The sequence below is a fragment of the Gardnerella nova genome (assembly GCF_049244055.1).
Classification (GTDB): Bacteria; Actinomycetota; Actinomycetes; order Actinomycetales; family Bifidobacteriaceae; genus Bifidobacterium; species Bifidobacterium vaginale_H.
Genome location: NZ_CP058369.1, coordinates 714,812 through 740,909 on the forward strand (window position 1 = coordinate 714,812; position 26,098 = coordinate 740,909).

23 protein-coding genes are annotated in these 26,098 nt (G+C 44.2%); 4 read left to right on the plus strand and 19 right to left on the minus strand.

All coding sequences use genetic code 11. The features are described from left to right. Position 1: 1 nt before the first annotated feature. The 13 genes from HXT56_RS02985 to HXT56_RS03045 form a co-directional block, all read right to left on the minus strand. Entirely contained in the window at positions 2-2,113 is a 2,112-nt protein-coding gene (locus HXT56_RS02985) for a DUF6350 family protein (protein WP_421778409.1), read from the minus strand. Between the two features lie 83 nt (positions 2,114-2,196). After that, the gene (locus tag HXT56_RS02990; protein WP_116712044.1) at positions 2,197-2,778 is read right to left on the minus strand and encodes an adenine phosphoribosyltransferase; all 582 of its coding nucleotides are present in this window, start codon (positions 2,776-2,778) and stop codon (positions 2,197-2,199) included. Between the two features lie 119 nt (positions 2,779-2,897). Next, positions 2,898-3,353: a preprotein translocase subunit YajC gene (gene yajC / locus HXT56_RS02995; protein ID WP_421778410.1), complete on the minus strand. Its 456-nt coding sequence runs from the start codon at positions 3,351-3,353 to the stop codon at positions 2,898-2,900. A 61-nt stretch (positions 3,354-3,414) separates the two neighbouring features. After that, positions 3,415-4,476 carry a Holliday junction branch migration DNA helicase RuvB gene (gene ruvB / locus HXT56_RS03000; protein ID WP_250309448.1) on the minus strand — a complete coding sequence of 354 codons (1,062 nt, stop codon included), beginning with the start codon at positions 4,474-4,476 and terminating at the stop codon, positions 3,415-3,417. Between the two features lie 44 nt (positions 4,477-4,520). Beyond that, entirely contained in the window at positions 4,521-5,150 is a 630-nt protein-coding gene (gene ruvA, locus HXT56_RS03005; protein WP_421778411.1) for a Holliday junction branch migration protein RuvA, read from the minus strand. Between the two features lie 105 nt (positions 5,151-5,255). Then, positions 5,256-5,837, minus strand: coding sequence for a crossover junction endodeoxyribonuclease RuvC (gene ruvC / locus HXT56_RS03010; RefSeq protein WP_116711780.1), 582 nt, complete (start codon positions 5,835-5,837; stop codon positions 5,256-5,258). 6 nt (positions 5,838-5,843) lie between these two features. Further along, positions 5,844-6,602, minus strand: coding sequence for a YebC/PmpR family DNA-binding transcriptional regulator (locus HXT56_RS03015; protein WP_116711781.1), 759 nt, complete (start codon positions 6,600-6,602; stop codon positions 5,844-5,846). Positions 6,603-6,664: 62 nt separating this feature from the next. Beyond that, positions 6,665-7,321, minus strand: a complete 657-nt coding sequence (locus HXT56_RS03020; protein ID WP_421778412.1) for a CDP-alcohol phosphatidyltransferase family protein — start codon at positions 7,319-7,321, stop codon at positions 6,665-6,667. 193 nt (positions 7,322-7,514) lie between these two features. Next, entirely contained in the window at positions 7,515-9,545 is a 2,031-nt protein-coding gene (thrS, locus tag HXT56_RS03025) for a threonine--tRNA ligase (protein ID WP_116711783.1), read from the minus strand. Between the two features lie 174 nt (positions 9,546-9,719). Next, the gene (locus tag HXT56_RS03030) at positions 9,720-10,580 is read right to left on the minus strand and encodes a metal ABC transporter permease (RefSeq protein ID WP_116711784.1); all 861 of its coding nucleotides are present in this window, start codon (positions 10,578-10,580) and stop codon (positions 9,720-9,722) included. After that, complete coding sequence (locus HXT56_RS03035) at positions 10,581-11,549, minus strand: metal ABC transporter permease (protein ID WP_116711785.1); 969 nt, start codon at positions 11,547-11,549, stop codon at positions 10,581-10,583. It lies immediately after the preceding gene. Further along, positions 11,549-12,382: a metal ABC transporter ATP-binding protein gene (locus HXT56_RS03040; RefSeq protein WP_421778475.1), complete on the minus strand. Its 834-nt coding sequence runs from the start codon at positions 12,380-12,382 to the stop codon at positions 11,549-11,551. Before HXT56_RS03040 ends, HXT56_RS03035 begins: the two co-directional genes overlap by 1 nt. Before the next feature lie 63 nt (positions 12,383-12,445). Beyond that, entirely contained in the window at positions 12,446-13,627 is a 1,182-nt protein-coding gene (locus HXT56_RS03045; RefSeq protein WP_250309454.1) for a metal ABC transporter substrate-binding protein, read from the minus strand. 510 nt (positions 13,628-14,137) lie between these two features. On the opposite strand from HXT56_RS03045, the gene HXT56_RS03050 reads away from it, so the two are divergent. The 4 genes from HXT56_RS03050 (at position 14,138) to HXT56_RS03065 (ending at position 17,609) form a co-directional block, all read left to right on the plus strand. Continuing rightward, positions 14,138-15,181 carry an ADP-dependent NAD(P)H-hydrate dehydratase gene (locus HXT56_RS03050; protein ID WP_421778413.1) on the plus strand — a complete coding sequence of 348 codons (1,044 nt, stop codon included), beginning with the start codon at positions 14,138-14,140 and terminating at the stop codon, positions 15,179-15,181. Positions 15,182-15,286: 105 nt separating this feature from the next. After that, on the plus strand, positions 15,287-15,937 hold the full coding sequence (locus tag HXT56_RS03055; protein WP_421778414.1) for an HAD family hydrolase: 651 nt from the start codon (positions 15,287-15,289) through the stop codon (positions 15,935-15,937). A 114-nt stretch (positions 15,938-16,051) separates the two neighbouring features. Further along, positions 16,052-16,978: a LysR family transcriptional regulator gene (locus HXT56_RS03060; RefSeq protein WP_116711789.1), complete on the plus strand. Its 927-nt coding sequence runs from the start codon at positions 16,052-16,054 to the stop codon at positions 16,976-16,978. A gap of 181 nt (positions 16,979-17,159) precedes the next feature. Beyond that, on the plus strand, positions 17,160-17,609 hold the full coding sequence (locus HXT56_RS03065; protein ID WP_116711790.1) for a Panacea domain-containing protein: 450 nt from the start codon (positions 17,160-17,162) through the stop codon (positions 17,607-17,609). A 265-nt stretch (positions 17,610-17,874) separates the two neighbouring features. On the opposite strand, the gene HXT56_RS03070 is transcribed toward HXT56_RS03065, so the two are convergent. From HXT56_RS03070 to lepA, 6 genes are all read right to left on the minus strand, one after another. After that, positions 17,875-18,507, minus strand: coding sequence for an ABC transporter ATP-binding protein (locus HXT56_RS03070; RefSeq protein ID WP_116711791.1), 633 nt, complete (start codon positions 18,505-18,507; stop codon positions 17,875-17,877). 98 nt (positions 18,508-18,605) lie between these two features. Next, positions 18,606-19,952, minus strand: a complete 1,347-nt coding sequence (locus HXT56_RS03075; protein ID WP_421778415.1) for an ABC transporter permease — start codon at positions 19,950-19,952, stop codon at positions 18,606-18,608. Positions 19,953-20,036: 84 nt separating this feature from the next. Next, on the minus strand, positions 20,037-21,407 hold the full coding sequence (locus HXT56_RS03080; RefSeq protein ID WP_421778416.1) for an ABC transporter permease: 1,371 nt from the start codon (positions 21,405-21,407) through the stop codon (positions 20,037-20,039). A gap of 389 nt (positions 21,408-21,796) precedes the next feature. Then, the gene (locus tag HXT56_RS03085) at positions 21,797-22,252 is read right to left on the minus strand and encodes a tripartite tricarboxylate transporter TctB family protein (protein WP_421778417.1); all 456 of its coding nucleotides are present in this window, start codon (positions 22,250-22,252) and stop codon (positions 21,797-21,799) included. Positions 22,253-22,297: 45 nt separating this feature from the next. After that, positions 22,298-23,563 carry a radical SAM family heme chaperone HemW gene (gene hemW / locus HXT56_RS03090; protein ID WP_421778476.1) on the minus strand — a complete coding sequence of 422 codons (1,266 nt, stop codon included), beginning with the start codon at positions 23,561-23,563 and terminating at the stop codon, positions 22,298-22,300. Between the two features lie 53 nt (positions 23,564-23,616). Further along, the gene (lepA, locus tag HXT56_RS03095) at positions 23,617-25,497 is read right to left on the minus strand and encodes a translation elongation factor 4 (protein ID WP_116711795.1); all 1,881 of its coding nucleotides are present in this window, start codon (positions 25,495-25,497) and stop codon (positions 23,617-23,619) included. Positions 25,498-26,098: the final 601 nt, after the last annotated feature.

Genomic DNA, 26,098 nt, shown 5'->3' on the forward strand with positions numbered 1-26,098 from the left:
TTTATTTTCTTTTGGCCTTTGACGAAACCGTTCTAGGTTTACTAGCGGTTTTCTTCAAAGACAAAGGTGAGATTTTCTGCTCACTGTCACCAACAGCTTTACTCAGACTGTGAGTAGAATCATGAGCAGCGGATTTTAAGGAACGCACTGCTGTTGCAACGCGTTTGGTAGTGTGCGCTGATTTCGTATCGACATGAGATGAAGCACGTCGTACAGTAGCGTTATGCGACACTGTATCTGATTGCTTAGTTGCTTTGGTAGTGTTGGAGACCGCAACATTTTTCACAGCTTGAACACTCGCTTTAAGGCCGTTGGTAAAGCCATGCGCAATGGTACGAGTAATCTTATTTGCCTTGCGGTAAACGCGCTTAGCCGCAGGCTTACAAGTATCAGTAAGTGTCGATAACGTTTCCAACGCTGCAGCAGACTGTTTACGTAGCGCTTCAAATTTTTGAGTGCGCAAGTTAGGCTGCGTTGGCAAATCGTGTGAAGTTGAAGCAGTAGGTGTAGCTGAAACATGAGAATCAGTTGCTGGAATAGCCTTACTTTGGCGGGTAAGAGTTTCCTTACTATCATCGCTAGGTTGAGTAGCAGCGTTAGTAGCAACATTAGTAGCAATGTTAGTAGCGGTAATAATTTCAGCCGTAGTTGTATTTACGGGAGAATGTGAGGCAATTGGTGGAAGTTCCTGAATTTCGTCGAGGACAGATTTCGAATGTGAGACAGATTTCGAGCGCGCGGCAGATTGATTACGCTCGATTTTTGTTTCAGCTTCCTTCGTTTCCTTCTGCAAAGTGCGTTCAGAAGATTGCTCACTTAAAGAAGACTTGTTATTCTGCGGATCTTCATCTTTGTGCGAAGATTTTCCGTACGGCAACAAACCAATAAGATAACGCACTCCGCATGCAAAAAAGCTGCCTATAATAGCCAATCCCCAGGCTATGCCAACGGCATACAAAGTGAGATGTCCAACGGCGCGCGTGCTCTCAATAATGTCAACACCTATGTGCGCAAGCCTATATTCTCCCAAAGAACCATTAGCGAAGGAAAACACTACGGAGCATACCACCGTAATAATTGCTGCAATACCAATACAATCTCCTGCAGACTGCGCGGCATTCACCATAAACGTTTTACGATCAGTGCTGTCTTTTATGTTATGCAATTGCAGAGCACAACCGCGTTTATGCAGAATAATAATCAAAACGACTACAGCACAAACAGTAGGAATTAGCGAGTTGAAAAGAATGCGGTATACGCAATCATTAATCGACTCAGGGAAAATGCCAAAGACTGGCACAGGCGGTAATGCTTTATATTGTGCTGCACTTAAGGAAAAATAAGCAACTTTACCAATAGCAAATCCTGCTCCACAAATCCAAGACAATGCCCAAATTGCCACGTTTGGCAACCATACTAAGCAAGCAATGGTAGTAAGTATTCGCGAACCGTTTTGCATTCCTAACTTCAAGAAAAACGAGTTAACGGATCCAATATGTGTGAAGGACCACACTACAACGGTGACGATTGCAACAACAGCATACAGAGAAAATACTATTATAGCTGCGCGAACCGTAATACGAATATTTTTCTGCGCCCATGAAGGAAATATTTGTTGATACCGCTTCTTACAAACCTCACTAAACCTGCTTTTAGGAAGCAATGCAATAGCTAATGCAATCACATATATGCAAGCACATTTGACAATAATAACAAGCAGTGAATCAACCAACGTAACATGCGTATTTTGAGAAAGAACAGCATTCGCTGCAATCCAAACAGCAAATCCCGTACTATAGGCTAAAATGCCGCCTTTAATACGACGAATCAAAGCAACAAGCACTGATAGAAGAAGCAGTGTTAAGCCTAACGGAATAATAGTGAGAACACAGTTGCCAAAAGTGATTCCAACCCCTTGAGCAAACATGAGTACAGCCCAAGTCATAGACATGGCTGAATCAGAAAGATTACCCGTGCCCTCTTCAATAGAAACCACAAGAAGCGTTAACGATAAAAACAGGCCTATGGTAAGCGAAAATGCGAAAAGCGTAATGCAAGGCGCAATAACACCCTTAAGCATGCAAAGTAAGGAAGACTTGATTTTTTCAATCATAACAGCTCCTTTCAATGCAACTAAATACGAGTAAAACGTGTTATTATTTTCAGCGCTTTACAAAGTTTCAATATTAAGCTTATTTATGCCGGCATGGTTATTAAGCTGCTGCACGAAAACTTATGCAAATCACTCATGCCGCTAATGCCGTTGAGTTCAATGACGAAGCTAAAACCTGCTACGACTCCTTGTGCGCGTTCAACAAGGCGCGCAGCAGCCTTAGCAGTACCGCCAGTCGCAATCAGATCATCAACAATAAGCACATGCTGACCAGGCTTTATAGCACCACGCTCAATCTCGATGCTCGCTTGACCATATTCGAGCATATAGGACTCAGTAATCACAGGAGGAGGAAGTTTACCCGCCTTACGAACAGCAAGAAAACCTTTGCCTAAACGAGCTGCGAGTAAAGGACCAAACAAAAATCCACGCGCTTCAAGTCCAGCAATGAGGTCGATGGAATCAGCTGGCACCGGCAGTGCATCAACAAGAGCGTCGATTAAAATGCGCATACCACGCGCATCCGCAAAAATAGGAAGAAAATCACGGAAAGTGATGCGAGGATTTGGGAATCCCGGAATGGTACGGATCAGCGAAGCAAAATAAGCTGCATCTTCTTCGCTTACTGTCTTCAATGATTTCACTACAATATCCGTTGTTGTCATAATCCTAACGTTCTTTTCGTTGCAACCTGTTTTTAAGAATATGAGGAAAGTATACGCATGTTCGCGTGATGTGCGAAGCATGAACCGCATCACACATCACAACTTCAAGTATTACATAATTAATTTGCAGCAGTCGTCACGAGAAGCGCTATTGCGCTGTCTTCTTCAGTGGACTCGGCAGTGGACTCAGCAGTTGGCTCAGCAGTTGGCTCAGAGACATCTTGTTTATCAGTTTCTTCGATATCAGCTTTGGCTTCCATTTTTTCGTTTGCTTCAGCTTCTTCGTCACTAATAAACGCTGGTCGCACGTACACTCTGTTTACAGCGCGGAATGATACCCTAAGCAAGCTACCCTGAGAATCGAGAACAATTTCTTCATACTGAGTATCGACGCTCACAATCTTGCCGATAATCCCGCCAATGGTAATAACTTCAGTACCTGGTTCCAAAGAATCGTGGAAGGAACGCATTTCAGCCTGACGCTTCTTTGCATTACGAGATTGGAACCACATCATGGCAACCATTGCTACGATAAGCACGATAAGCATGCCATATTGCTGGAAAAATTGAGGCACAGTAAAAACTCCTTAAGTGTCCAACCCTAAGACGGTCGAAATGCCGTCCAAATCAAATATTTTAGGCTAGCTCGCTGACATTACGAGGCGGTTCTAAGCCTACATGACGCCACGCTTTTTCGGTTGCAACACGTCCTTTAGGTGTTCGTATGAGGAATCCTTCACGAACTAAATACGGTTCGCAAACTGTTTCAACAGTTTCAGATTCCTCACCAACCATTGCAGCTAAATTATTAAGACCAACCGGCCCACCATTGAATTGGCAAACCATCGCCTTCAAAACTGCCATATCAAGCCGATCGAGACCCTGCGTATCGATTTGGTATAAAGCCAACGCCTCAGTAACAGCCTGACGATTTATGTCGGATAAGTCGTGCACAATAGCCCAGTCTCGCACACGTCTCAGTAAACGATTTGCAATACGAGGAGTGCCACGCGATCGCAACGACAATTCCTTTGCAGCTTGGTCAACGAGTTTAATACCAAGCACCTGAGCTGAACGTTCAATAAGCTTTTCAAGCTCCTCATGCGGATAAAAATCAAGATGAGCCGTAAAACCAAAACGAGCACGCAGCGGAGAAGGAAGCATGCCTTCACGAGTTGTAGCACCAACCACAGTAAAACGAGGCAATGTTAACGGTATCGACGAAGCACCAGGCCCCTTACCTACCATGACGTCAACACGAAAATCTTCCATCGCAATATAAAGCAGCTCTTCTGCAGCACGCGGCAAACGATGGATTTCGTCAATAAACAACACTTCACCAGTGTCTAAAGCGCTTAATATAGATGCCAGATCGCCTGCATGCTGAATAGCAGGACCGGAGGTGATACGAATAGGCACTTGAAGCTCATTAGCAACAATCATTGCGAGAGTGGTTTTACCCAAACCCGGAGGACCAGCCAAAAGCATGTGATCAGGAGGTACTTCGCGTTTTTTAGCAGCGTCTAAGAAGAGCTGTAGCTGCGCTTTCAACACCGGCTGACCAATAAAACCTTCCAAAGCTCGCGGTCGAAGCTCCTCATCGCTCAACTGCTCATTTGCCAAAGGTGCAGAAGAAACCATACGCAATGATGCCTCGGCAACACCCGTATTTACAGCAGTAGTATGTTCATCGCTCATCGCACACCATCCAACGATTCATCCCTACACAAATATGACACATCTCACCTGCCCCTATCGAGTGAAACCAATGCCTTACGCAGAATGTCAGACATATCTGAATCAGATAACGGCATTGAAAAATTACACTTTTCACAAACATGCTCAACAGCACGCTGAGCATCAGCTTGCTTCCAACCTAACGAAACAAGACCCTCAACTACAGATTGCACACTAGTATCAGAAATCTTCTGCTGCGATTTAACAGAACTGCTATCAGTATTTGTCAATATTTCAGAATCGAGAGAACCCTTAAGTTCCAAAATAATTTTTTGAGCACCCTTCTTCCCCAATCCTGGTGCGGAAGAAAGAGTTGTTACATCACCTTCTGAAATAGCCTGCAAAAGACGATCGACGTTCAGTGTAGAAAGTAAAGAAAGGGCAACTTTAGGACCAATGCCACTAACTTTTTGAACTTGCAAAAACATTTTTTTCGCCGACTGACTGGTAAAGCCATACAGAGTTATAGCATCTTGCGAAACTTGCATAGACGTATACACACGAACTTCTTGCCCCTCGCGTAACGTAGCTAAATCCGCAGTTGGCATATATGTTTCGTAACCAACCCCCGAAACAAGAATAAGCGCAGTGCGAGCGTCAACCGACTCCACCTGTCCAACCAACATTCCAATCATAAGCGCTTACCTCTTAGCCGTACGTAACTTGACGAAATCGTGTTCTTATACAAGCTGGCAGCAATAAACGCAACCAAGCAATAGAACAGATGTTCTATAAATATCCTACATGTCTCGAACGACAGAAGAACCACTACGCGCCACACGTTGAGCCAAAGCCCACTGTTTTTGAGCCGGCGTCAAATGTTGCTCACGCTCCCCTCCCTGCAAAGCACCGGCAGGGCGAAGAGCATGACAGATAGCTTGTGCTAAAGCGTCGGCAGCATCAGCCGGCTTTGGAAGTATATTAAGACCTAATAGGCGCGCTACCATGCGCTCAACCTGCGGTTTTTGTGCTTTACCATCCCCAGCAACCGCAAGTTTCACTTCCGTCGGCGTATGCAATGCTACAGGAATATTGCGCTGGGCAGCCGCAAGCATAGCAAGACCAGCAACCTGTGCAGTACCGAGCACAGTATTGCGATTTTCTTGAGCAAAAACACGTTCAATAGACACAGCATCCGGAGAAAAACGCTCAATTTTTTCAACTAAACCGTTATAAATCTTAAGCAATCTCAAATCTTGAGAAAGTTCAGGATCAGAACGTAACACATCGACGTGAATAAAAGAAAGCCGACGCGAAACGCCGGCTTCAATCACGCCGACCCCGCAGCGAGTAAGCCCGGGGTCAACGCCCAAAATCATCATAGGAAACTATTCTGCTTCCTCAAGCTGAGCCATAACCTCATCAGAGGCAGTCCAGTTGCTGTAAATATTCTGCACATCATCGAGGTCGTCGAGATTATCAATCAAACGAGAAACCTTCTGAGCATCTTCCAAGCTCAACTCAACTTCGTTATTTGGATGCATGATAATATCTGCAGAATCGTAGTCGAAACCAGCCTCCTGCAAAGCCTTACGAACGGTAACCAAATCGCTGGAACCAGTGTAAACAGAGTACACATCGCCATCGTCGGCCACATCCTCAGCACCAGCTTCAGCTGCAACTTCAAAGAGCTTATCGTAATCGACACCTTCGGAAGGAACCTCAATCAAGCCCTTACGCTCGAAGTTGAAGCTCACAGAACCGCTTGTTGCCAAGGAACCGTTACCCTTAGTAAGCGTGGAACGCACGTCAGCAGCAGCACGATTACGGTTATCGGTAAGGCATTCAATAATCAAACCAACACCTGCAGGAGCGTAACCTTCGTAAACAATCTCCTCATAGTTGGCACCGCCAGCTTCTTCACCAGAACCACGCTTTACAGCGCGCTTGATGTTATCGGCAGGCATAGAAGCCTTCTTAGCTTTAACGATGGCATCATACAAAGTAGGGTTACCATCAGGATCACCGCCGCCCAAACGTGCAGCAATTTCAATGTTCTTAATAAGCTTTGCAAAGAGCTTTCCACGCTTTGCGTCGATAGCGGCCTTCTTGTGCTTGGTAGTCGCCCACTTGGAATGACCTGACATGATACTCCTAAAACGTACAGTTAATCAAACGAAACGATTTTATTGCGCTTTCGCGACAAATTTTATTTAGCTTTTTGTTGAAGACCTTGCTTTACTTCAAGAATACGTTGAACAACAGTTACAATACCGCCGATTGCTAGCGATATCATCGCGCAACTTAACCAGAAAAGTTGATTAGTAATTCCAGATAATCCCATAGCAATAAGTAGTAACGCAACGCGATCCGCCCTAGTAATCAATCCACTTTTAGGATCAACCGAAACCGACTGCCCGCGAGCGCGAGTGTACGACGTTACAAAAGCAGCCATAAGCGCAATCATGCAAGTAAATAATCCAGCGTATTTCAACGACATTCCAATAACGGACGGCATCCAAATGCACACATTTTTATTATTTGCTCGCCATAAGCAAATGAACACTGCCATAAAAAGCGACCAGTCTGCAATACGATCAAGAGTAGAATCAAGAAACGCGCCAAAGCGAGTGCCACCAGTAGTTAGTGCAGCAACTGAACCATCTAACCCATCTGCAAGTACGAAAATTGTAAGCAATATAGTTCCTGCAACAAGTTGGCCTGTAAAAGCCGTTACGAAAGCTGTAACAACTACTGCTAATGTGCCAACAATTGTTACCGCATCAGCACTTACGCCTAGTCGAACTAGCAATTTTGCAATCGGGGCAATAACGCGCTTAAAACCACTGCGTAACGATTCCAGCATCGAATCAACCTTCCTAGCGCAATCAAGCAAGTAAAACTCGGGTTCAATAACACTTTTATAGTAGCTGTGCGGCTGTAAGAAGATAGTAAGAAAATAATAAAAAGCCCACACAACGTTAAGAAGTGTGGGCTTTTGTTAGTTAAGATTCAGCTTACATAGCTTAGCTTACTTAAGTTAGGTTACCTAAATTAAGTTACTTAGTGTAGCGCTCGAAATCTTCAGCAGTATTCACCTGGACGCGCTGCTTAATAATGGAAAGAATCCACTCTTTAGCCTGCTGGACAGGAACACCATTCAACTGGCTACCGTCGCGGAAGCGGAAGCTCACAGCATTGTTGTTCACATCCTCTTCGCCAGCAATCAAAGTGAACGGCACCTTAGACTTGGAAGCGTTACGAATCTTCTTACCAAAGCGATCGTCAGAACTGTCCATTTCGCAACGAACCATGTTCTCTTCCAAATCGCTAATAATCTTTTGCAAATGCGGAGCGAATTCGTCTGCAACAGGAACGCCAGTCACCTGAACTGGAGCCAACCATGCTGGGAACGCGCCTGCGTAATGCTCAAGCAAAATAGCGAAGAAGCGCTCAATAGATCCGAAGAGTGCGCGGTGAATCATCACCGGACGCTGGTGACTACCGTCGGCTGCAATATACTCCAACTTAAAACGCTCAGGCAAGTTGAAGTCGAGCTGAATGGTAGAAACCTGCCAAGTGCGGCCGATTGCGTCGCGCGCTTGCACAGAAATCTTCGGGCCGTAGAATGCAGCTCCACCTGGATCGTCCACGAGTTCCAAGCCAGAATCTTTAGCAACCTCTGCCAAAGTGTTCGTTGCTTCTTCCCAAATCTCGTCGGAACCAACGAACTTGTGCTCATCCTTAGTGGAAAGCTCCAAGTAGAAGTCGTTCAAACCAAAATCTTTAAGAAGACCAAGCACGAAGTTAAGCAAGCTCTTCAATTCGTCGCGCATCTGCTCGCGAGTGCAGTAAATATGCGAATCGTCCTGAGTTAAGCCGCGCACACGAGTAAGACCGTGAACAACGCCAGACTTTTCGTAACGATACACGGTACCAAACTCGAACAAGCGCAAAGGAAGCTCACGATAAGAACGCTGGCGAGACTTGAAGATCAAGTTATGCATTGGGCAGTTCATTGGCTTCAAATAGTAGTCAGCACCTTGGCGAGTTACGTTACCGTTTTCGTCGCGCTCTTCGTCAAGCTTCATTGGAGGATACATGCCATCCTTGTACCACTGCAAGTGGCCGGAAGTCTCATACAATCCGCCCTTAGTGATGTGCGGAGTTTGCACGAAGCTGTAGTGATGCTTGCGATGCTGCTCGCGGGAATAATCTTCCATTGCGTTAATAATTGCAGCACCCTTTGGATGGAACACAGCCAAACCTGGTCCAATCTCGTCTGGGAAGGAGAACAAATCCATCTCTTGGCCAAGCTTGCGGTGATCTCGCTTAGCAGCTTCTTCCATGCGAGTTGTATAAGCCTTAAGCTCTTCCTTGCTAGGCCATGCAGTGCCGTAAATGCGCTGAAGCATAGGGTTCTGCTCCGAACCACGCCAGTAAGCTGCAGCAACTCGTTCAAGCTTAAAAGCCTTAATATAGCGCGTATTTGGAAGGTGAGGTCCACGGCACAAATCGCTCCAAACTTTATTGCCTTCGCGATCCACATTGTCGTACATGCTAAGCTCATGCTTGCTGATCTCGCCAGATGCAGCTGGATCAAGAGCCGCTTCTTTATCCCCAATCAACTCCAACTTATAAGGTTGGTTTGCTTCCTCAGCTCGCGCTTCTTCTTCTGTTACAACGCGACGGCGGAAGGATTGCGACTCTTTAATAATGCGCTGCATATGCTTTTCGATTTGCTTCAAATCGTCCGGCGTAAACGGAGTATCAACATCAAAATCGTAGTAGAAGCCGTCTTTAATCACAGGGCCAACGCCTAACTTTGCGTCTGGTCGAATTTCTTGAACAGCCTGAGCCATCACGTGAGTAGCGGAATGACGCATGATTGCGATGCCATCTTCACTATCAAGGGCTACTGATTCCACGGTATCGCCGTCATGAAGAGGCGTGTACAAATCACGCAACTCGCCATTTAAACGCACGGCAATAATATTTTTATCTTCCGCGAAAAGTTCAACGCCAGTGAAGCTTGCATCCACCTCCTTGCGTTCCTCGTTTACGGTGATGGAGATGGTATTTTCAGCCATAATTGTCCTTTTCTATCGGGGTCTTGCGTTACTAATGTGCAGACCTGGACTTGCGTGGCGTCGATAAAACTTACGCGATTAAACAATTAATAAAAACGCGCAAAAAACGACGTCAATCGCGCGCATTTTTCACGCGCAATTCATTGATACTTTAGGACACGAGTAAGACTTCAACTATGCTGCAACAGATTTGCACTTGCGTAAATTAAAAATAAGCCACTCACTAAATTTGACGATTAAGAAGAAAGCTCCAGCACAAATAGCAATAGTGCCTCCTGCCGAAAGCTTGAGTATTACAGCAAGCGCTAATCCAGTAAGCGCTATTAAAACAGAAGATACTACGCAAGCAAGCACAAACTTATTAATGGACGCAATTCTTCCTTTTAACGCTGCTGCAGGAGCCGCGATAAGAGATACGGAAACAACGGTTCCGACTGCCGGAATAATAACCGAAACCGTAACAATAATCAGAGCCAGAACCATGCCCTGTATAAATCCAGCTTTTCCGCCGGAAGCACGGTAATTAATCGGATCAAATGAACAGTGCACTAAATTCGCTGCGCCAGCAATCCAAATACCTGCAACCAGCAAGAACGCTACTGCCGCTGACGCAACGTCTGCAGGAGTGCAATTAAGCAAAGATCCGGTTAAAAATCCTTCAATACGAAGTGGCAGAGGCGCAAACCACTTATTCAAAAAGTATCCGCTAGCGAAACCTACAGTAAGCGTAATTCCTGCTGACGCCTGCGAAGAAATACCTTTAAGATGCGAAAGCGCGTACATTACGAAAGAAAGCACAACACATGCCACTGCAGCGCCTATAAACAATCCAAGCGACAGCACATTCTGGTCTATTGTGTACATAGAAGTTAAAACTACGCCAAGAACAGCTCCAGGAAAAGCTGCGTGCGTAATGGATTCTGTAAAGAATATGCGTTGATTGAGAAGAGCCAGGGAGCCTACAAAACCGCATAATGCGCCGACTACAATCGCTTCAACAATAGGGAGCGCAATAATTTGCCAAATACTTACCATTTAAGCCCCCTGCTGTTCTGAGATTGCTGAAAACTTTGCGCAGTGAATATTATTAGCGATTGTGCTATTGGATTTATGCGAGGAAACCATTGAGGACACAAAGCGGAAAGCCCAACGCAATACGAGCACAACCACAAACATTGCGCACATACTTAAAGCAATTGCAGCTTGCGGCGAAACGGGATGATCCAGTTCAAGATTCATAACATACATTCCCAGCACAACTCCCGCAATGCCGACGGCGACACCAACCGCAACCATACGAGCAGCCGTGCGAGCAACTAAACGCGCACTAGCTCCAGGAATAATCAAATACCCAATAACTAGCAGCACGCCAACCGCAGAAGATGCAGAAACCACCACTGCCGCTATACCAACGTTGAGCACAATATCGATAAACAGCGTATGAACGCCCATAAGAGGGGCACTTGCGCGATCGAAAGCAACAATAATCTGCTGCTTCCACGTGGCAAGAAGTACCACAATCGCAAACAAGCAAATCCACATAGCCTGCGTCATACGCTCGTCGGTAACGTCGAGAAGCCTACCAAACATAAGCGCTTCAAGCTGTCCTGACATATCGCCTTTTTTAAGGGAAATTACTACGCCGAGAGCAAAGAAAGTTGTAAGAACCGTAGCAATAACAGATTCGTTAATTCGAGCTGAACGCGAAGCCCACACCAACGCCGCAACCAAAAATACTGCGCAAATTGCAGCACCCGGAATAATGCGATCGATACCGCCGTATAATGCGCCGACCACAATGCCTGGAAAAATGCCGTGAACAATGGCTTCCGCATTAAATTCCGCACAACGCAAATTTACACATACGCCAACGATTCCGCTAGCTATAGAAAGTACTATAAGAAGGCAAAATGGGCGAAAAATATAAGGTGCCGACGCAATAAAGTCAAAACCTGGAATTGGTTCTAACGCCTGCCTTAGTGATTCAACTATTTGAGCCAGCATTATTTTTGACTTTCTTTTTCTTGAGCGTCACCTTGAGTGCACTGAGCGTCACCTTGAGCACCTTGCGCGTCGCTCTGAGCGTCCTGCGCGTCGCTCTGAGTACCCTGAGCGTCGTCTTGAGCCATTTTAGAAAGCGTAATACCAGCAGTAGCAGCCGGCATACTACCGCCGTAAGCGCGTGTAATATTCTCTTTCGTCATTACTTCATGAAGCTCACCAAACGCAACCTGCTTTCCAGCCAAAAGTAGCGCTTTTTCGCAAATAGCATCCGCAATAACTAAGTCGTGAGTAGAAACAACAAAAGCAATACCTTCTTGCTTTGCGGAGTTCATAATATTAAGAAGTTCACGACGATTTGGCTCATCCAAACCGTTAAATGGTTCGTCAAGAAGAATCAAAGTTGGCTTGGCAACGATAGCGCGCGCAAGCAAAATACGTTGGCGCTGCCCGCCCGAAAGATCGCCAAAACGAACATCCGCACGATTGAGTAAACCAACATGATTAAGAGCGTCCTCAACGGCTTTTTTCTGAGCTTTATTCAGCAAACCAAGAAATCCTGTCTGCCTACTCAAGCCCATAGCCACAACCTGCCTAGCAGTGATTGGGAACGTCAGGTCTAAATCAACCTGTTGTGGTACGTAGCCGATAGAAAGAGATTTTGGCATGCGCAACTCACCATGGCTTACACGCACGATGCCAATAATGGCTTGTAAAAACGTTGTTTTACCCGAACCATTTGGACCGATTAAAGCCAACGCCTCCCCAGCTTCTACACTACCGTTAAGTCCCGTAACTACGGTTTTATAACCGTAAGCTAGATTGCAATCTTTCATTGCAAGGACGCTCTTATTCACAATATTTCCAGTCTTTTCAACTTATATTTCGTTTTCGCGAAACTACTTCTTCAGTGCAGCTTGTACCGTAGCTGGAAGCGCTGGAACCTTGCCATCCCAAGCTTTCACTAAGGTTTTAACATTGTGCACAATGGAGCCAATATACGTTTCGCCATCAGACCCAACTGGTCCTAAAGAGTCACCATACAGCGCATCGTCGCCAATAATAGCCTTCACGCCTGCAGCGGCAGCCACAGCCTTAATGGACTTGGAATTATTGGAGTTTTCAGCGAATATTGCTACAGCACCAGACTTCTTCACATCTTCTGCAGCATCCTTAATGTGGTCGGCAGTAGCGTCCTGCTGGCTGTTAAAGTCAGAAAGCGCAGCGCCGATAAACTTAACGTTGTAGTCGCGCGAGAAGTAGCCGAAAGCGTCGTGAGAAGTGAAGAGTACGCGATGCTCCTGTGGCACGCTGTTCAAAGCTTCGGTTGCCCACGCGTCCAAATCTGTCAAAGCTTTGACAAATTTCTCAACATGCTCGTCAAAAATAGACTTGCTTTTAGGAAGAGCTTTGCCAAGGAATGCACCAATATTCTTCACCTGAATCATGGTGTTCTTAGTACTAGTCCAAATGTGTGGATCGTACTGGAATTCAGGTTCTTTCTCACCTTCTTCCGGAGGGAAAGGCCACTTTTCGGCATGAACCTTGGCAATACCGCGGTCAACTTTGTAAGGAAGATTCTTTTCCTTAGCAGCTTCTGCCTTTGGATCTTTAATTTCGTCGGCTGTGAGAATACCGGAGGTAACACCCATAGTTCCCTTGAAGCCAGTTGCCTTTACTGCTTCGTCTAGGAAGTGTTCAAGATCTACACCGGAGACCAGCATTAAATTAGCTTTGGAAAGCGCCTTGGACTGACCTGGAGTCATTTCGTGTTCGTGAGCAGAAGCATTTGGAGCAAGCAAGCAAGTCAGATTAATTGTTGACTTTGCTTTGTCTTGAGGAGCACCAATTACCGACTTCTTGCCTTGGGAATCGGTTTTGTTGAGAGTTAAACCAGATTTTGCATCAGCAGTAGAAGCAATTTGAGTTACGTAATCGCAAATCTGAGTGGTAGTAGCTACTACATTTACTTGGTTATTTTGCGTCTTGTTTTCTGCGGTTTTAGCAGAGCCGCAAGCGCTCATAGAAGTTGCTAATAATGCAACCGCAGCCGCAGTTGCGAACATTCGTGAAGTTTTCACACTTGTTCCTTTCAGGAATCTTTGCCGTTATTGCATGGGTTTGATTGTGAGAGGTTACTCATGAAAGTTGTTCATGAAAAAAATAATCATTCGCAATAACGTTTATAGCATAAGAAAAATAAGTGAGCTGGTCAATTAAAATTACAAAAAAATACGATTATTTTTTAAAAAGCGCGTTTCGCTAATTTTTTGTCTGATATAATGCGAAATTTAAAAATCTAATTTAATAATTTCTAACTTAACCATGAATAAAAAGTGGCAGTATAGCAACAAAAAATAGAACAGATTATAACATATATACAAATCAGTAAAGCAGATATTTTCTCGATTTTTCAGCAAAAAATAAACGCAACACGCCGCAACACTCCCGACACGCAGCGTAACAAAAAATTACAAATAATTTCAAAATACTTACAGATTGAAACAATACATAAGTTTATCTAACAGAACAAAAGTTTAGATAAAAATATCTTCAATACATATTCTTAACAACGATTACACTTAAATACTATGTTCGGCAGTACTTCTAACAAAAATTACGACTCGCTAGCCTCTACCCCTTCAAATGTCACTAACGAAGTTTCAGTTGATTTACATCTTGCTTCAACTTGTCTTAGAACAGCGCTTGAAAGCGATAACAAATATTCCAGAGGCGTTCTGGGAGTAATTACCGGATCAAACAGCTACCCCGGAGCCGCAATATTAAGCACACGCGCAGGAGCGCAAAGCAATATTGGCATGGTTCGCTACGCTGGCCCCTTGCGAGCGCAAAACTTAGTATTACAAGCATCGCCAGAAGTAGTTGCATCAGAGCAGTTAAGCGGAAAAATCGACGCAATAACAGTAGGCTCCGGAATACCAGACCACGAACATTGCAACGACGAAAGCGCCGAAAATCAAAGAAAATACATTGAAAGCATACTCGCACAATACTCAAACGAAAACTACAATGCCGAAACGCAGACAAGCAACAATCTACCGCCAATATGCGTAGACGCAGGCGCATTAGACTTACTGCCTAAACACGTTTTTGAAAAGGTAGTACTAACTCCTCATGCAGGAGAGTTAAGCTCACTTTTTGCTAGATACGACTTGGAAATAAGCGCTCAGCAGATTCTTAAAAATCCGGCCAACTACGCTCAGAAAGCAGCAAATCTTACGGGAGCAACCATGCTTGTTAAGGGTTCCACAACTGCAGTCGCCTCTCCGAATAATCTGCGTACACCTATATATATTGCGCAATACGGCCCAACTTGGCTTGCAACCGCAGGATCTGGAGATGTTTTAGCTGGAATTCTCGGAGCACTACTTGCGCAACGCGAAAAAAATAGCGAAAGTCGCACAGACTACGGGTTTATTGCAGCAAGCGCAGCGATAATACACGGGATTTCGGCAGTATTCGCATCTCGCAGCAGTGGCGGAAACAACTACACTCAACTAGTGCAAGATATGTTAAAAACAAAACATCCTTTAACTTTGGAGCACCCGATTGTGGCAAGCGACATAATTACCGCACTTCCCCACGTTCTTGGGATTCTTATAAATATGAAGTAGCGAAAGTAGAAATAACGAAAGTAAAAGTAGAGCTAGTAAAAGTAGCGCTAGTAAAAGTAGCGCAAAATAACATAAGTAACGAAAATAAATAAAAGGACAGAATAAATGACTGACGCAAAAAATTTTGAAATACACGACGTTATGTTCGATTACTGCCGAGTGCTACTCGAGTGGAATTGCCGCAACTGCTTACAGAAACAGTTCCCACATTTAGTTGATACCATTTGTCCTAACGGCACTTTCGGCAAGGATGATTTGGCAGGATTCTACGAATTCGAAGACCGTATGGATGGCGGCGAACTTTTGAAAGATCTTATGCCGGAATACGAGCGACGATTTGGAAGCGAACTTGCTGAAGCTTTCCGCTGGTATTGTGCTCATTACGATCAGGTTCTTACCCGTATGATGCCCGGCATGGTTGAGTTGTTGAACGATTTGCGCAGTGCCGGTTACGGCGTGTGGGGGTTGACGAATTGGTCGAGGGAAACGTTCCCTCTTGCTTTGCGTAAATTCCCGGAACTTTCCACGCTTTTGCAGGGAACCATAATTTCCGGCGTCGAACATTTGCATAAACCAGAGCCTGAAATTTTTGAACTTGCTATGAGTCGCTTTGGACTTCAAGCAGAGCATACCGTGTTTTTCGACGATAAGCCTGCGAATATTGATGGTGCGCACGCCGTAGGTATGCACGGTTTTGTTTTTACTACAGCCGATCAAGCCCGTAAGGATTTAGCTTCAATTGGCGTTGAGCTTTAACATAAATTATTTGTGCGTTATGCCGATACCTTTTGCTAAATTCGTTAAGGTTTGTTTTATGTAATTTTTACCCATTGAGTGCTACTTTTGTTAGTGCGTAAAGGAAGCTTTAACATGACCTTATTACAGTTGAAATATATTGTGAAAATCGTTGACTGCGGTTCTATGAACGAGGCAGCCCGAGCATTATATATTTCACAACCTGCATTAAGTTCATCAGTTAAAGAGCTGGAACGCGAACTCAATATTGAGATTTTTACTCGTTCCACGCAGGGAATTGCGTTAACTGCTGACGGAGCTGAGTTTTTAACGTATGCTCGCCAAGTAATTGAGCAAGCAGATTTGCTCGAAGAACGTTACAAAAGTACGAAACCGCGTCCGCAATTGTGCAGCGTGGCAACGCAACATTATATGTTTGCAGTTGAAGCTTTCGTGGAAATGATTCGTAGTATTCATTCAGACGAATACGAGTTTTCTATTCGTGAAACGCGCACCAAAAATATTATTAAACAAGTTAGCGATATGCGTGCAGACCTTGGAATTCTTTATCTTTCTGACTATAACAAGGACGTAATTGGCAAGTTACTTCGCGAAAAACATTTGGAATTCCATCCGCTTTTCCGCGCGAAATTGCACGTTTTTCTTTCTAGGAACAATCCTCTTGCTGTACGTAAAAGCTTAAGTTTGGAAGATTTGAAACCATACCCGTTTATTCAGTACGAACAGGGAGAGGAAGGAAGTTTCTTCTTTGCGGAAGAAGCAGTATGGCCTACTCGCCCACCTAAAAAAATCAACGTTTCCGACCGCGCTACTATTTTGAATTTTATTATTGGATTGAATGGTTACACGGTTTGCACCGGCATCGATAATGGCGACCTAAACAACGAAAAAATCGTTACTATTCCTTTGGAATGTGACGACACTATGCTCGTAGGCTGGATTACCAACGAACGCACGAAACTTTCAAAAGCTTCACTCGCCTATCTTGCGCAACTTAAATCAGTACTCACCAAACACGGTTACAGTCTTATTGACGCCTAAAAAAGATAGCGCGCTACCTTGGTAAATTAGTATCTCGTAGCTTATTTTGATAACTTATTTTGATAACTTATTTTGATAACTTAGCGAGAAAGTTATCCACATTTTTCTGTTTGTGTTGACGCGTATTTTTGCCTCTCATAGAATCACAATTGTTTCGTAATTTTCAAGGGAGGTGTATACCATGACTATCATTAATGTGGCGGCAAAAATATTGGAAATCCAAGGAAGTATGACCACTATGAAACTGCAGAAGCTCGCCTATTATTCGCAAGCTCATAGCCTGGCCACTACAGGATTATCCCTATTCCCCGAAGATTTTGAAGCATGGCGTAATGGTCCAGTTTCGTTGGAATTGTTCAATCGTCATCGTGGAAGATTTATGATTCACCATAAGGAGCTGCTGTTCACTCGTTACGAAAACGGGATTATTTTAGACCAAGAACAAGTCGATATTATCAACGCTGTATGCAATAAGCTCGGAAAACTTACTGGCAACGAATTAAGTGAAAGAACGCACCAAGAGGCGCCGTGGATCCAAGCAAGAATTGGCATACCAGAACACATGGGAAGCGAAGAAATTATTTCCAAACAATCCATGCGCGACTACTACATGAAGCATCCTATTGTGTAATAGTGCGAAAGTATTGTCAATATCGTACCGCTATAACCTGCGCAACAACGCATAGGAAGCAATACATAAACGCATAGGCGACAATAATAGGGCGACAATAAAATAGGCGACAATATAAAACGTATGGGCGAAATCTTTACTAATACCGTTAAAAAATTACACCCATACGTTTTACACATTAAACGAATATGTGTTAGTTACAAATATGACTAACACTATTTTTTTACGTTTTACTGATATTTTTTTACTGCTACTTTTTAAGTTGCTACTTTTTAAGCTGCTTATTTTTTAGTACGTATTTTATATCGGCTTGAGCCGCAACATAAGAATCATGCGTAACAACAATCACACATTTACCGTGTTCATGCGCAACATTCTTCAATATTGCAATAACTTCTTTAGTAGTTGCAGGATCAAGACTTCCAGTAGGCTCATCCGCTAAAATTACCGGCGCCGAAGATACTAAAGCTCGTCCAATTGCCACACGCTGTTGTTGGCCACCAGAAAGTTGCGTTACATTACGATTCACTTCTTCTTCAGTCAACCCAAGATCTATTAGCACTTGAGCGTCCGCGCGCCGATTTACTAAACGCAAATTTTCTAATGGCGTCAAATAATCTATAAGATTGAAATTTTGGAAAACAAGCGAAATATGCTTTTTGCGATGCTCAACATATCCTGTTTTCGCAATATTTTCACCGTCAAAAAGCACCTCGCCACTATACGGAGTATCCAATCCAGCCAATAATGAAAGCATGGTAGACTTTCCAGCTCCCGACGCTCCCGTAATACTGTACATTTTCCCAGTTTCAAACTCAACATTCACATCGTTCAATACCACAATGTTTGCAGGGCCATACGTATACTTGACATTTTTTAATTGCAACAAAGCCGACATAATAAACTCCTTATTTTTACATAATTTAAATACGATTTGTACGATTTATAGGGTTGCGCTTTTAGTAGAAACTGCACATACGCAACTACATTTATTTGCTAGCTCATAGCGCTCAGTATTTGCCGAGGCTTCTTTATTAATATTGGCAGCACTGCAACTATCAACGCCACTGCAGAAATAAATAAGCCCATAGCAAAAGCCGCAAACGTTTGCAAAAATGGCAATACTGGCGCGTCGCCCACAACAATCGATGAATCTGCACTATGCAAAATCGCGGAACCAATAATACCTGAAAAAGCAGCACCCAAGCCCAGCGAAATTACGAATGACACAAGATTAAGTATCACTATTTCAACAAGCAATTGGCTAACTATTATTGCTCTCGACAATCCAAGCGACATGAGTACGCCAATTTCATGCATACGCGATCTAACCCAGAACACTAATACAAGTCCAAGCACTAAAATGCCTACCAAACTTAGCGCAACGAAAATCATTAGCACAAGTTGCTGCACAGAATTAACCGAGCTTATTACACCAGACAATTGCGAAGCGTTCTGCTCTACATCTGCCCACTTTCCGGCAATACTTTTAGCATGACGCATTGCGCTATCCAATAGATCAGAACGTTCAACCATGCACCGCAAAACACCTCGTTTAGAAGAGCCAGCTAAAGACAAAGCCGAACTTAAGTCAGTAAATATGCGATTTTCTGACGCATCCGAAGGAAGCGCCCCTTTAGTTTGCAACTTACCAGCAAAAATTCCAACAACGCGAACTTTTACATTAAACCCCTGCTTAAGAGTTATAGTAGAGCCAATCTTAAGATTATTCTTTTTAGCAAAATCACGATGCACTATTGCTCTACCAGAAGAACGATCAGTAATATGCTCACCCTGCTCTAAACGGTACAATCCTTCTTGAAAACCCTGAGACAATCGAGAATCTGTTGTGCCGGTAATTCCAGCAGCATGAGCCAAAACATCATCGTCTAGTCTAGGACCCTGCGTAGGAAGCACAAGTTGCTTCCCAACAGGCGTAGCTAAAACATCGCGCTCTTCCACTACAGTTTTTACGCCCGCAATTGCAGCAAATTTACGAATTTGGCTAGAGTCAATTCCTTCATTTGCACCCAAATCTTGCGGAATTGCGGAATTAGATACTTTAGTATCAGAATTAGCCTCGGAATTAGTATCGGAACTAGAATTTGCATTACTTTGCTCTGGAAGAGTTTCACCACGAGTCTTTGCCTGTACAGTAAAACCTAAACCAATGCTGGATTGAATGTGATCTCTAGCACTCTCAGCAGAAGCGCTAATACCAGCTTGCGAAACTAGCGCGCTTAAAACAAGAGTCATAATCAGCACAATTATTGCGTTGCGTCGAGGCTTACGCACTATTGCAAGCCAAGCTCTGGCACATATAGAAGTTATATCATCACACATAGTGATACTCCATTAATATTTCGTATAAATTTTCACACAATTGACGTATGTAACAAAGATATCCTGTTACTTCTTTACAAATTGTTACTGCTGCAATCCAAGCAATTCTCGAGGAGATTTGCACATCATCGGCAAATACGACAACACTACAGCAATAACGATTACTACACATACCATTGCCGAAACTCCAGCGAGACATGATATGTCTACGTGTACTGTAAGTTTTTCTAGTGTTCTCGTTGCCAAAGTTGATTCAAGATTTCCACCAGCTTGACCCATGGTGCTCAAATCGCGAGCAGCGGAAGAATTAACCGATCCGAGAGCAGCATTACCCATCCACGGCGCTACAACGTTAGCAAAAAGATAGCCTACGACCAACGAAGGTATAGAAATCAACACAATCTCAGTGAGATACTGACCAGCGATAGATAACTTTCCTGTACCAATCGCAGCAAATATTCCAATTTCGCGACGTCGCTCATTCATCCACAACAAAAGCACCAATCCAAGCGCAATAATAGCGAAAGATATTACGGCAATCGTAGTAACATTCATCATAGAATTCACGCCTTGCGAAGCTTTCAATAAGCCTGTAACAAACTGGTCATCGCGAGTTAGCTGATAACTTTGCAAATCAATAGGCAATTTAGTAGCTTGTGCCATAATCTGATCCGCATCCATACCTCGCCGCACACGGAAGCTTGCATCCTGATATATTTCTTTTCCCGGCTTATATTTATACAATTCGCGCGTAGTTTGCAAATCCGTATACACCATATTGGCAGTCAGTTCCGCACGAGTTGCAACCTGGCGCTTATTTGCTCCCGCATAAATTCCAACAATACGAGTTTTTACAGTTGCGGTTGATTGGTTAATATTGTCAGCATCGTAAGGATTAGCGCGAAGTACGAGAGTATCCCCTACATGAAGACCGTTAGCTTTGGCAAGATCTTCATGAATAAGTGATGCGTGAACATTACCAGTGAGCAAATGCTTACCTTTAGATATGGTTATTGCTTTTGTTTTAAACGCGTTAAGACCTGCTGAATAATTAGTTCCTTCGAGATTAACAGCATTACCAAACTGCTGTTCGCGACGCTCATCATAATCTTGTACGCCTGGAATACGCGCAGCTTTCGCATTAACCAAATCCGCTGTCACGTTTTGCCGTACTACATATGACGATACTCCTGGCAACTTTGCAATTGCTTTCACATCCTTAGGTTTTACCGTTCCGGCACCTCGAGGAGTTCCAGGATTTACTTGTGGATTGTTTGCAAGCACAAAACTAGATTCTGCTTGCGATTCAACTTTTTCTCTTTCTTTCTCAGCGGCAGCAGAAACCGCAGAAGTTGCGCACAGTAATGTTGAAATAAGCGCAACAATAACGAATACTATTGCCGTTTTTATTCGTTTTCTCAGAATGTAGCGTATTGCACGAGAGATAAACGTCATCGACTACCTTTCCTCACTGAAATATGACACATACCTTCAATCTTGGAAGATACACGATAAGTAGCCTAACGTACCTAGCCTGAAAAAACGCTTTGAAAAAACTGCTGATTAACTTGAAAGCTACAGAAAATTTTGGGAAATATCTTATTTTTCCTTACAACAAATTAAGACATTATAACGATTTTACAAAAGATATTACACAAATATCGTGCACAATCAACAAAATAACAGACACCACCAATACAACACGCAAACAACACGCAAACAACGCAATGCTAATTAGCGAATAAAGCACAGCACACTACCCCAAATAAAGGTAGAGCATATGCAAAAAACAGCATAGTGCTTTACTATTACGAAAGCACTACGAAATCGCTACTAAAACACTACTAAATCGCAGTACCGTGCTCATCAAGGTGCGGATTACGCTTCGCATTACCCATTGCAAAGAACAATCCAAACACACCCAAAGCAAACAGTACAGCAATAGTAATAACCAGCACCATTGGCTGACTTGGGAACCACATAATAATCAAAAATGCGAACGCCGAAAGTAAAAGCACAGCCCAAGAGCATACGCCAATAACCTTGCGGACCGCATTCCAAGTGTCATCCCCAGCTTCAGCACGATGTATATTACGCTCAAGCTGCTCCGCTTCGGCAGTAACATTAGACGTTGGCTTCCAAGGGCCTGCACCACGCTCCTTCAGCCTAAGTGAACGCTCTTGTAACGCATATTCGTCAATCATGCCGCCTCGCGCGCGGCCTTTTGTTTCATCATATTGAGAGGGAATCCCCCTGCGACGCTGCTTTTCCTTCGCACGACGTTCTTTTCGATTCGCCATGGCCGTTCCTTTCTGCACTGAATTTTTCACACAATACGCAACATTTTAGCGCAAGTCTAACCCATTTTGACAAGAGTCAACAATTCTTTCTATAAGTAAATCATTAAGTAATCTGCCTTTACGCGTAGCTACTGCCCGCCCACACTTAAGCGAAATAAGTGATTCTTCCTTAGCTTCCTGTAGCACACGCCTCAAATCAGCATCGTCAAATTGAGCATGATTTTCTCGCATTTTGCAACACAATTGCGCAATATCAAGTCCTTCTTTAATACGCAACCCAAGCATTACTTCTTCAACAAGCGCATCTTCTTTATTAATACACTCGTAGTTTTGCCACGGCACATTTCCAGCGTGTATTGCCTGTGCCCAACGTTTTGGATGCAAAATATCCCACGCGCGAAGATTGTAAAAGTTGCTGGGTTCCGCTGAAGAAGCGTCAGCATCCATACCTTGCTTAGTGAGCCGACTTACAGCATTGTAATGAGAGTGCGCTCCCGGGCCAATTCCAGCCCAATCAATATTTCGCCAGTAGCCAAGATTGTGCTGAGACTCAAATCCAGGCCTCGCCCAATTAGAAATTTCGTACCATTGTAAGCCGGCAGCACTAAAAAGTTCGTCTGCTATCTCATATTTTGCGGCTTCATCGTCATCATCAGGGGCTTGAATTGTGCCGGAAGCAATCTGGCGTCCCATTTTGGTGCGCGGTTCAACGGTTAGAGCATACGCAGAAATATGATTTACACCCAGGTTCAAAGCCATGTCTACTGACTTTTGCCAATCGTCCAAACTTTCGCCAGGAGCACCATAAATTAAGTCAACACTAGAGCGCAAACCGCAAGCGTTTGCCACTTTTATTCCGCGCGTTACATTTTCTGGCGTATGAGTGCGATCCAAGGTTTTTAGCACATGTGGCACAGCCGACTGCATTCCGAAAGATATACGCGTAAATCCGCCTGCAGCAAGTTCCGCAATATACGCTTCGTCAGCAGTGTCCGGATTTGCTTCCGTAGTAATTTCGGCTCCAGGCTGCAACCCCCATAAGTTGCGTATTTCTTGCAACATTCGCACTAAATCGCACGCTTTAAGAACAGTTGGAGTTCCTCCGCCGAAGAAAACAGATTGCGCTTCAGGCTCGCAAATCCTGTGAAATTCCTGCCATTGTTTCACAAGCTGCATTTCTTGAATAGCAATGTCCGCATAGCCTTCGCGACTTGCGCCTTCACCTAAGTCGCGCGCCGTGTACGTATTAAAATCGCAATATCCGCAGCGACGCAAGCAAAACGGCACGTGCACGTAGACTTCAAAAGGCATGTTTGAATGCGAATCTTCACTTAATTCGTTCGATTCAGAATTCAATATGTGCCTCAGCCTTCAGACTTTTGTGCAGCGCGAATCTTATCTTTAGTATCGCGATCGTTTGCACCCTCATCCGTAGCCAAAGCCGCAACGAAGGCCTCTTGAGGAACTTCCACATGCCCAAGCATTTTCATACGCTTCTTACCAGCCTTCTGTTTTTCAAGAAGCTTACGTTTACGAGTAATATCGCCGCCGTAGCATTTTGCGAGAACGTCTTTTCGAAGTGCACTAATAGTTTCGCGAGCAATAATTCGAGAACCAATTGCAGCTTGAATTGGAATTTCAAACTGTTGACGAGGAATAAGTCCGCGAAGTTTTTTCGTCATCATAACGCCGTAAGAGTAAGCCTTATCGCGGTGCACAATTGCACTAAAGGCGTCGACCTTATCTCCTTGAATAAGAATATCAACCTTCACAAGGTCAGCAGACTGCTCGCCGTCCTCATGGTAGTCGAGAGAAGCGTAACCTTTTGTGCGACTTTTAAGCTGATCGAAGAAATCAAAAACGATTTCTGCAAGTGGAATTCTGTAGTGCATTTCCACGCGGTCGGCACTGATGTATTCCATGGTGCCCATTTCACCGCGATGCTCTTGGCACAAATCCATTACGGCACCAATAAACTCTTTCGGAGTAATAATATCGGCCGCAACCATTGGCTCAATAATGCGCTTGATTTTGCCTTCTGGAAACTCGCTAGGATTTGTCACATGATGCTGGCTGCCATCTTCGCTAGTAACGTCATAAGTTACGTTTGGAGCAGTTGAGATAAGATCCAAACCAAATTCGCGGCTTAAACGCTCGGAAACAATCTCCATATGAAGAAGACCTAAGAATCCGCAACGGAATCCGAATCCCAGTGCAACCGACGTTTCCGGCTCGTAAAGCAAAGCGGCATCGTTAAGTTTGAGCTTGTCGAGTGCGTCTCGAAGCTCCGGGAATTGGGCGTTGTCTATTGGGAACAAGCCCGCATACACCATAGGCTTTGGGTCGCGGTAGCCTTCCAAAGGCTCAGATGCAGGGTTCGCAGCAGAAGTAATCGTGTCGCCAACTTTAGATTGACTTACGTCTTTAGCTCCCGTAATTACGTAGCCAACTTCGCCAGCACCAAGCGCTTTAGTAGGGGTCATGTCTGGACTAATAACGCCGATTTCGATAGGATCGTGCGTCATGCCGATTCCCATCATGTGCAATTTTTCGCGAGACTTAAGTTCGCCATCAACCATACGAATATAGGTGACGATTCCGCGATACGAATCGTATACTGAGTCGAAAATAAGCGCGCGAGCAGGAGCGTTAGGCTCTCCGGTTGGAGCTGGGACTTCAAGCACAATTTGGTCGAGCAAGTCTTTAACACCTTCGCCGGTTTTGCCGGAAACGCGCAATACATCCTCCGGCTTGCAACCAATCAAACCTGCTATTTCTTCAGCATGCTTATCTGGCTCAGCACTTGGCAAATCAATCTTATTAAGCACAGGAATAATCGTTAAATTATGGTCGATTGCCATATAAAGATTAGAAAGCGTCTGCGCTTCAATACCCTGCGTCGCATCAACTAGTAAAACCGCACCCTCGCATGCCGCCAGCGCACGCGAAACCTCGTAAGTAAAGTCGACGTGACCAGGAGTATCAATCATGCCGAGCGAATACTCGGTGCCTTCGAAGGTCCACGGCACGCGCACGGCCTGCGATTTGATGGTAATTCCGCGCTCTTGCTCAATATCCATGCGGTCAAGGAAGCGGTCGCGCATCTCGCGTTCTGGCACAATTCCAGAAAGTTGTAGAATACGATCCGCTACCGTAGACTTGCCGTGATCGATGTGCGCAATAATGCAGAAATTGCGTATCAGCGATTGATCCGTAAATCCTGGCTGGTTATGCGGTGTAATCAAGGCAAATATCTCCTTATTTAAATACGCGGATAGTATTAAATTGCGTAAGCTACGCAAGTAATCAATCCTACCAACTCTACTACCCTATTCTACTAAAACAAACGCCGGAGGAAAATCTCCGGCAAATGTTCCACAAAACCACCAAAACAACAACAAAAGCCGGAGAAAAATCTCCGGCAAATGTTCCAGTAGCTTTGCAGTTGTGCTTCTGCGAACGGCGATTACTTGTTGCTTAGTGAACTTTAACAGTATTGCTCTTGCAGACGTTGAGTATTTATTGCCTAGAGAACACTAGCATTCATGCTGCCACACATCACACCAGACGCACCTACCACTCCAAAAACAACGGTGGGTGAATTTACGAGATAGGAATTGCTTGGTCGGCACAAATATTCGTGTGGTGAGATTTGAGATTTTTTGCACTGAGCGAAGACGGACGTCAGAGCCGTAGGCTACTGACAAGTCGAGCGAAGAAGAAAAATCGAAAAATCTCTGCGATAAGATGAGGTTATTAATGGTTAGCACGCAGAGTTTGGGGGGATTTCTCTACGAAAACTAAAAGAGGACTGATGGAGCAACATTCATAGAGAACGAAGCAGAC

What these genes read in the sequence shown, in the direction of transcription:
- HXT56_RS02985 (WP_421778409.1), bottom strand. Translation starts at nt 2,113, where the DNA reads ATGATTGAAAAAATCAAGTCTTCCTTACTTTGCATGCTTAAGGGTGTT.
- HXT56_RS02990 (WP_116712044.1), bottom strand. Translation starts at nt 2,778, where the DNA reads ATGACAACAACGGATATTGTAGTGAAATCATTGAAGACAGTAAGCGAA.
- ruvB (WP_250309448.1), bottom strand. Translation starts at nt 4,476, where the DNA reads ATGAGCGATGAACATACTACTGCTGTAAATACGGGTGTTGCCGAGGCA.
- ruvA (WP_421778411.1), bottom strand. Translation starts at nt 5,150, where the DNA reads ATGATTGGAATGTTGGTTGGACAGGTGGAGTCGGTTGACGCTCGCACT.
- ruvC (WP_116711780.1), bottom strand. Translation starts at nt 5,837, where the DNA reads ATGATGATTTTGGGCGTTGACCCCGGGCTTACTCGCTGCGGGGTCGGC.
- HXT56_RS03015 (WP_116711781.1), bottom strand. Translation starts at nt 6,602, where the DNA reads ATGTCAGGTCATTCCAAGTGGGCGACTACCAAGCACAAGAAGGCCGCT.
- HXT56_RS03020 (WP_421778412.1), bottom strand. Translation starts at nt 7,321, where the DNA reads ATGCTGGAATCGTTACGCAGTGGTTTTAAGCGCGTTATTGCCCCGATT.
- thrS (WP_116711783.1), bottom strand. Translation starts at nt 9,545, where the DNA reads ATGGCTGAAAATACCATCTCCATCACCGTAAACGAGGAACGCAAGGAG.
- HXT56_RS03030 (WP_116711784.1), bottom strand. Translation starts at nt 10,580, where the DNA reads ATGGTAAGTATTTGGCAAATTATTGCGCTCCCTATTGTTGAAGCGATT.
- HXT56_RS03035 (WP_116711785.1), bottom strand. Translation starts at nt 11,549, where the DNA reads ATGCTGGCTCAAATAGTTGAATCACTAAGGCAGGCGTTAGAACCAATT.
- HXT56_RS03040 (WP_421778475.1), bottom strand. Translation starts at nt 12,382, where the DNA reads ATGAAAGATTGCAATCTAGCTTACGGTTATAAAACCGTAGTTACGGGA.
- HXT56_RS03050 (WP_421778413.1), top strand. Translation starts at nt 14,138, where the DNA reads ATGTTCGGCAGTACTTCTAACAAAAATTACGACTCGCTAGCCTCTACC.
- HXT56_RS03055 (WP_421778414.1), top strand. Translation starts at nt 15,287, where the DNA reads ATGACTGACGCAAAAAATTTTGAAATACACGACGTTATGTTCGATTAC.
- HXT56_RS03060 (WP_116711789.1), top strand. Translation starts at nt 16,052, where the DNA reads ATGACCTTATTACAGTTGAAATATATTGTGAAAATCGTTGACTGCGGT.
- HXT56_RS03065 (WP_116711790.1), top strand. Translation starts at nt 17,160, where the DNA reads ATGACTATCATTAATGTGGCGGCAAAAATATTGGAAATCCAAGGAAGT.
- HXT56_RS03070 (WP_116711791.1), bottom strand. Translation starts at nt 18,507, where the DNA reads ATGTCGGCTTTGTTGCAATTAAAAAATGTCAAGTATACGTATGGCCCT.
- HXT56_RS03075 (WP_421778415.1), bottom strand. Translation starts at nt 19,952, where the DNA reads ATGTGTGATGATATAACTTCTATATGTGCCAGAGCTTGGCTTGCAATA.
- HXT56_RS03080 (WP_421778416.1), bottom strand. Translation starts at nt 21,407, where the DNA reads ATGACGTTTATCTCTCGTGCAATACGCTACATTCTGAGAAAACGAATA.
- HXT56_RS03085 (WP_421778417.1), bottom strand. Translation starts at nt 22,252, where the DNA reads ATGGCGAATCGAAAAGAACGTCGTGCGAAGGAAAAGCAGCGTCGCAGG.
- hemW (WP_421778476.1), bottom strand. Translation starts at nt 23,563, where the DNA reads ATGCCTTTTGAAGTCTACGTGCACGTGCCGTTTTGCTTGCGTCGCTGC.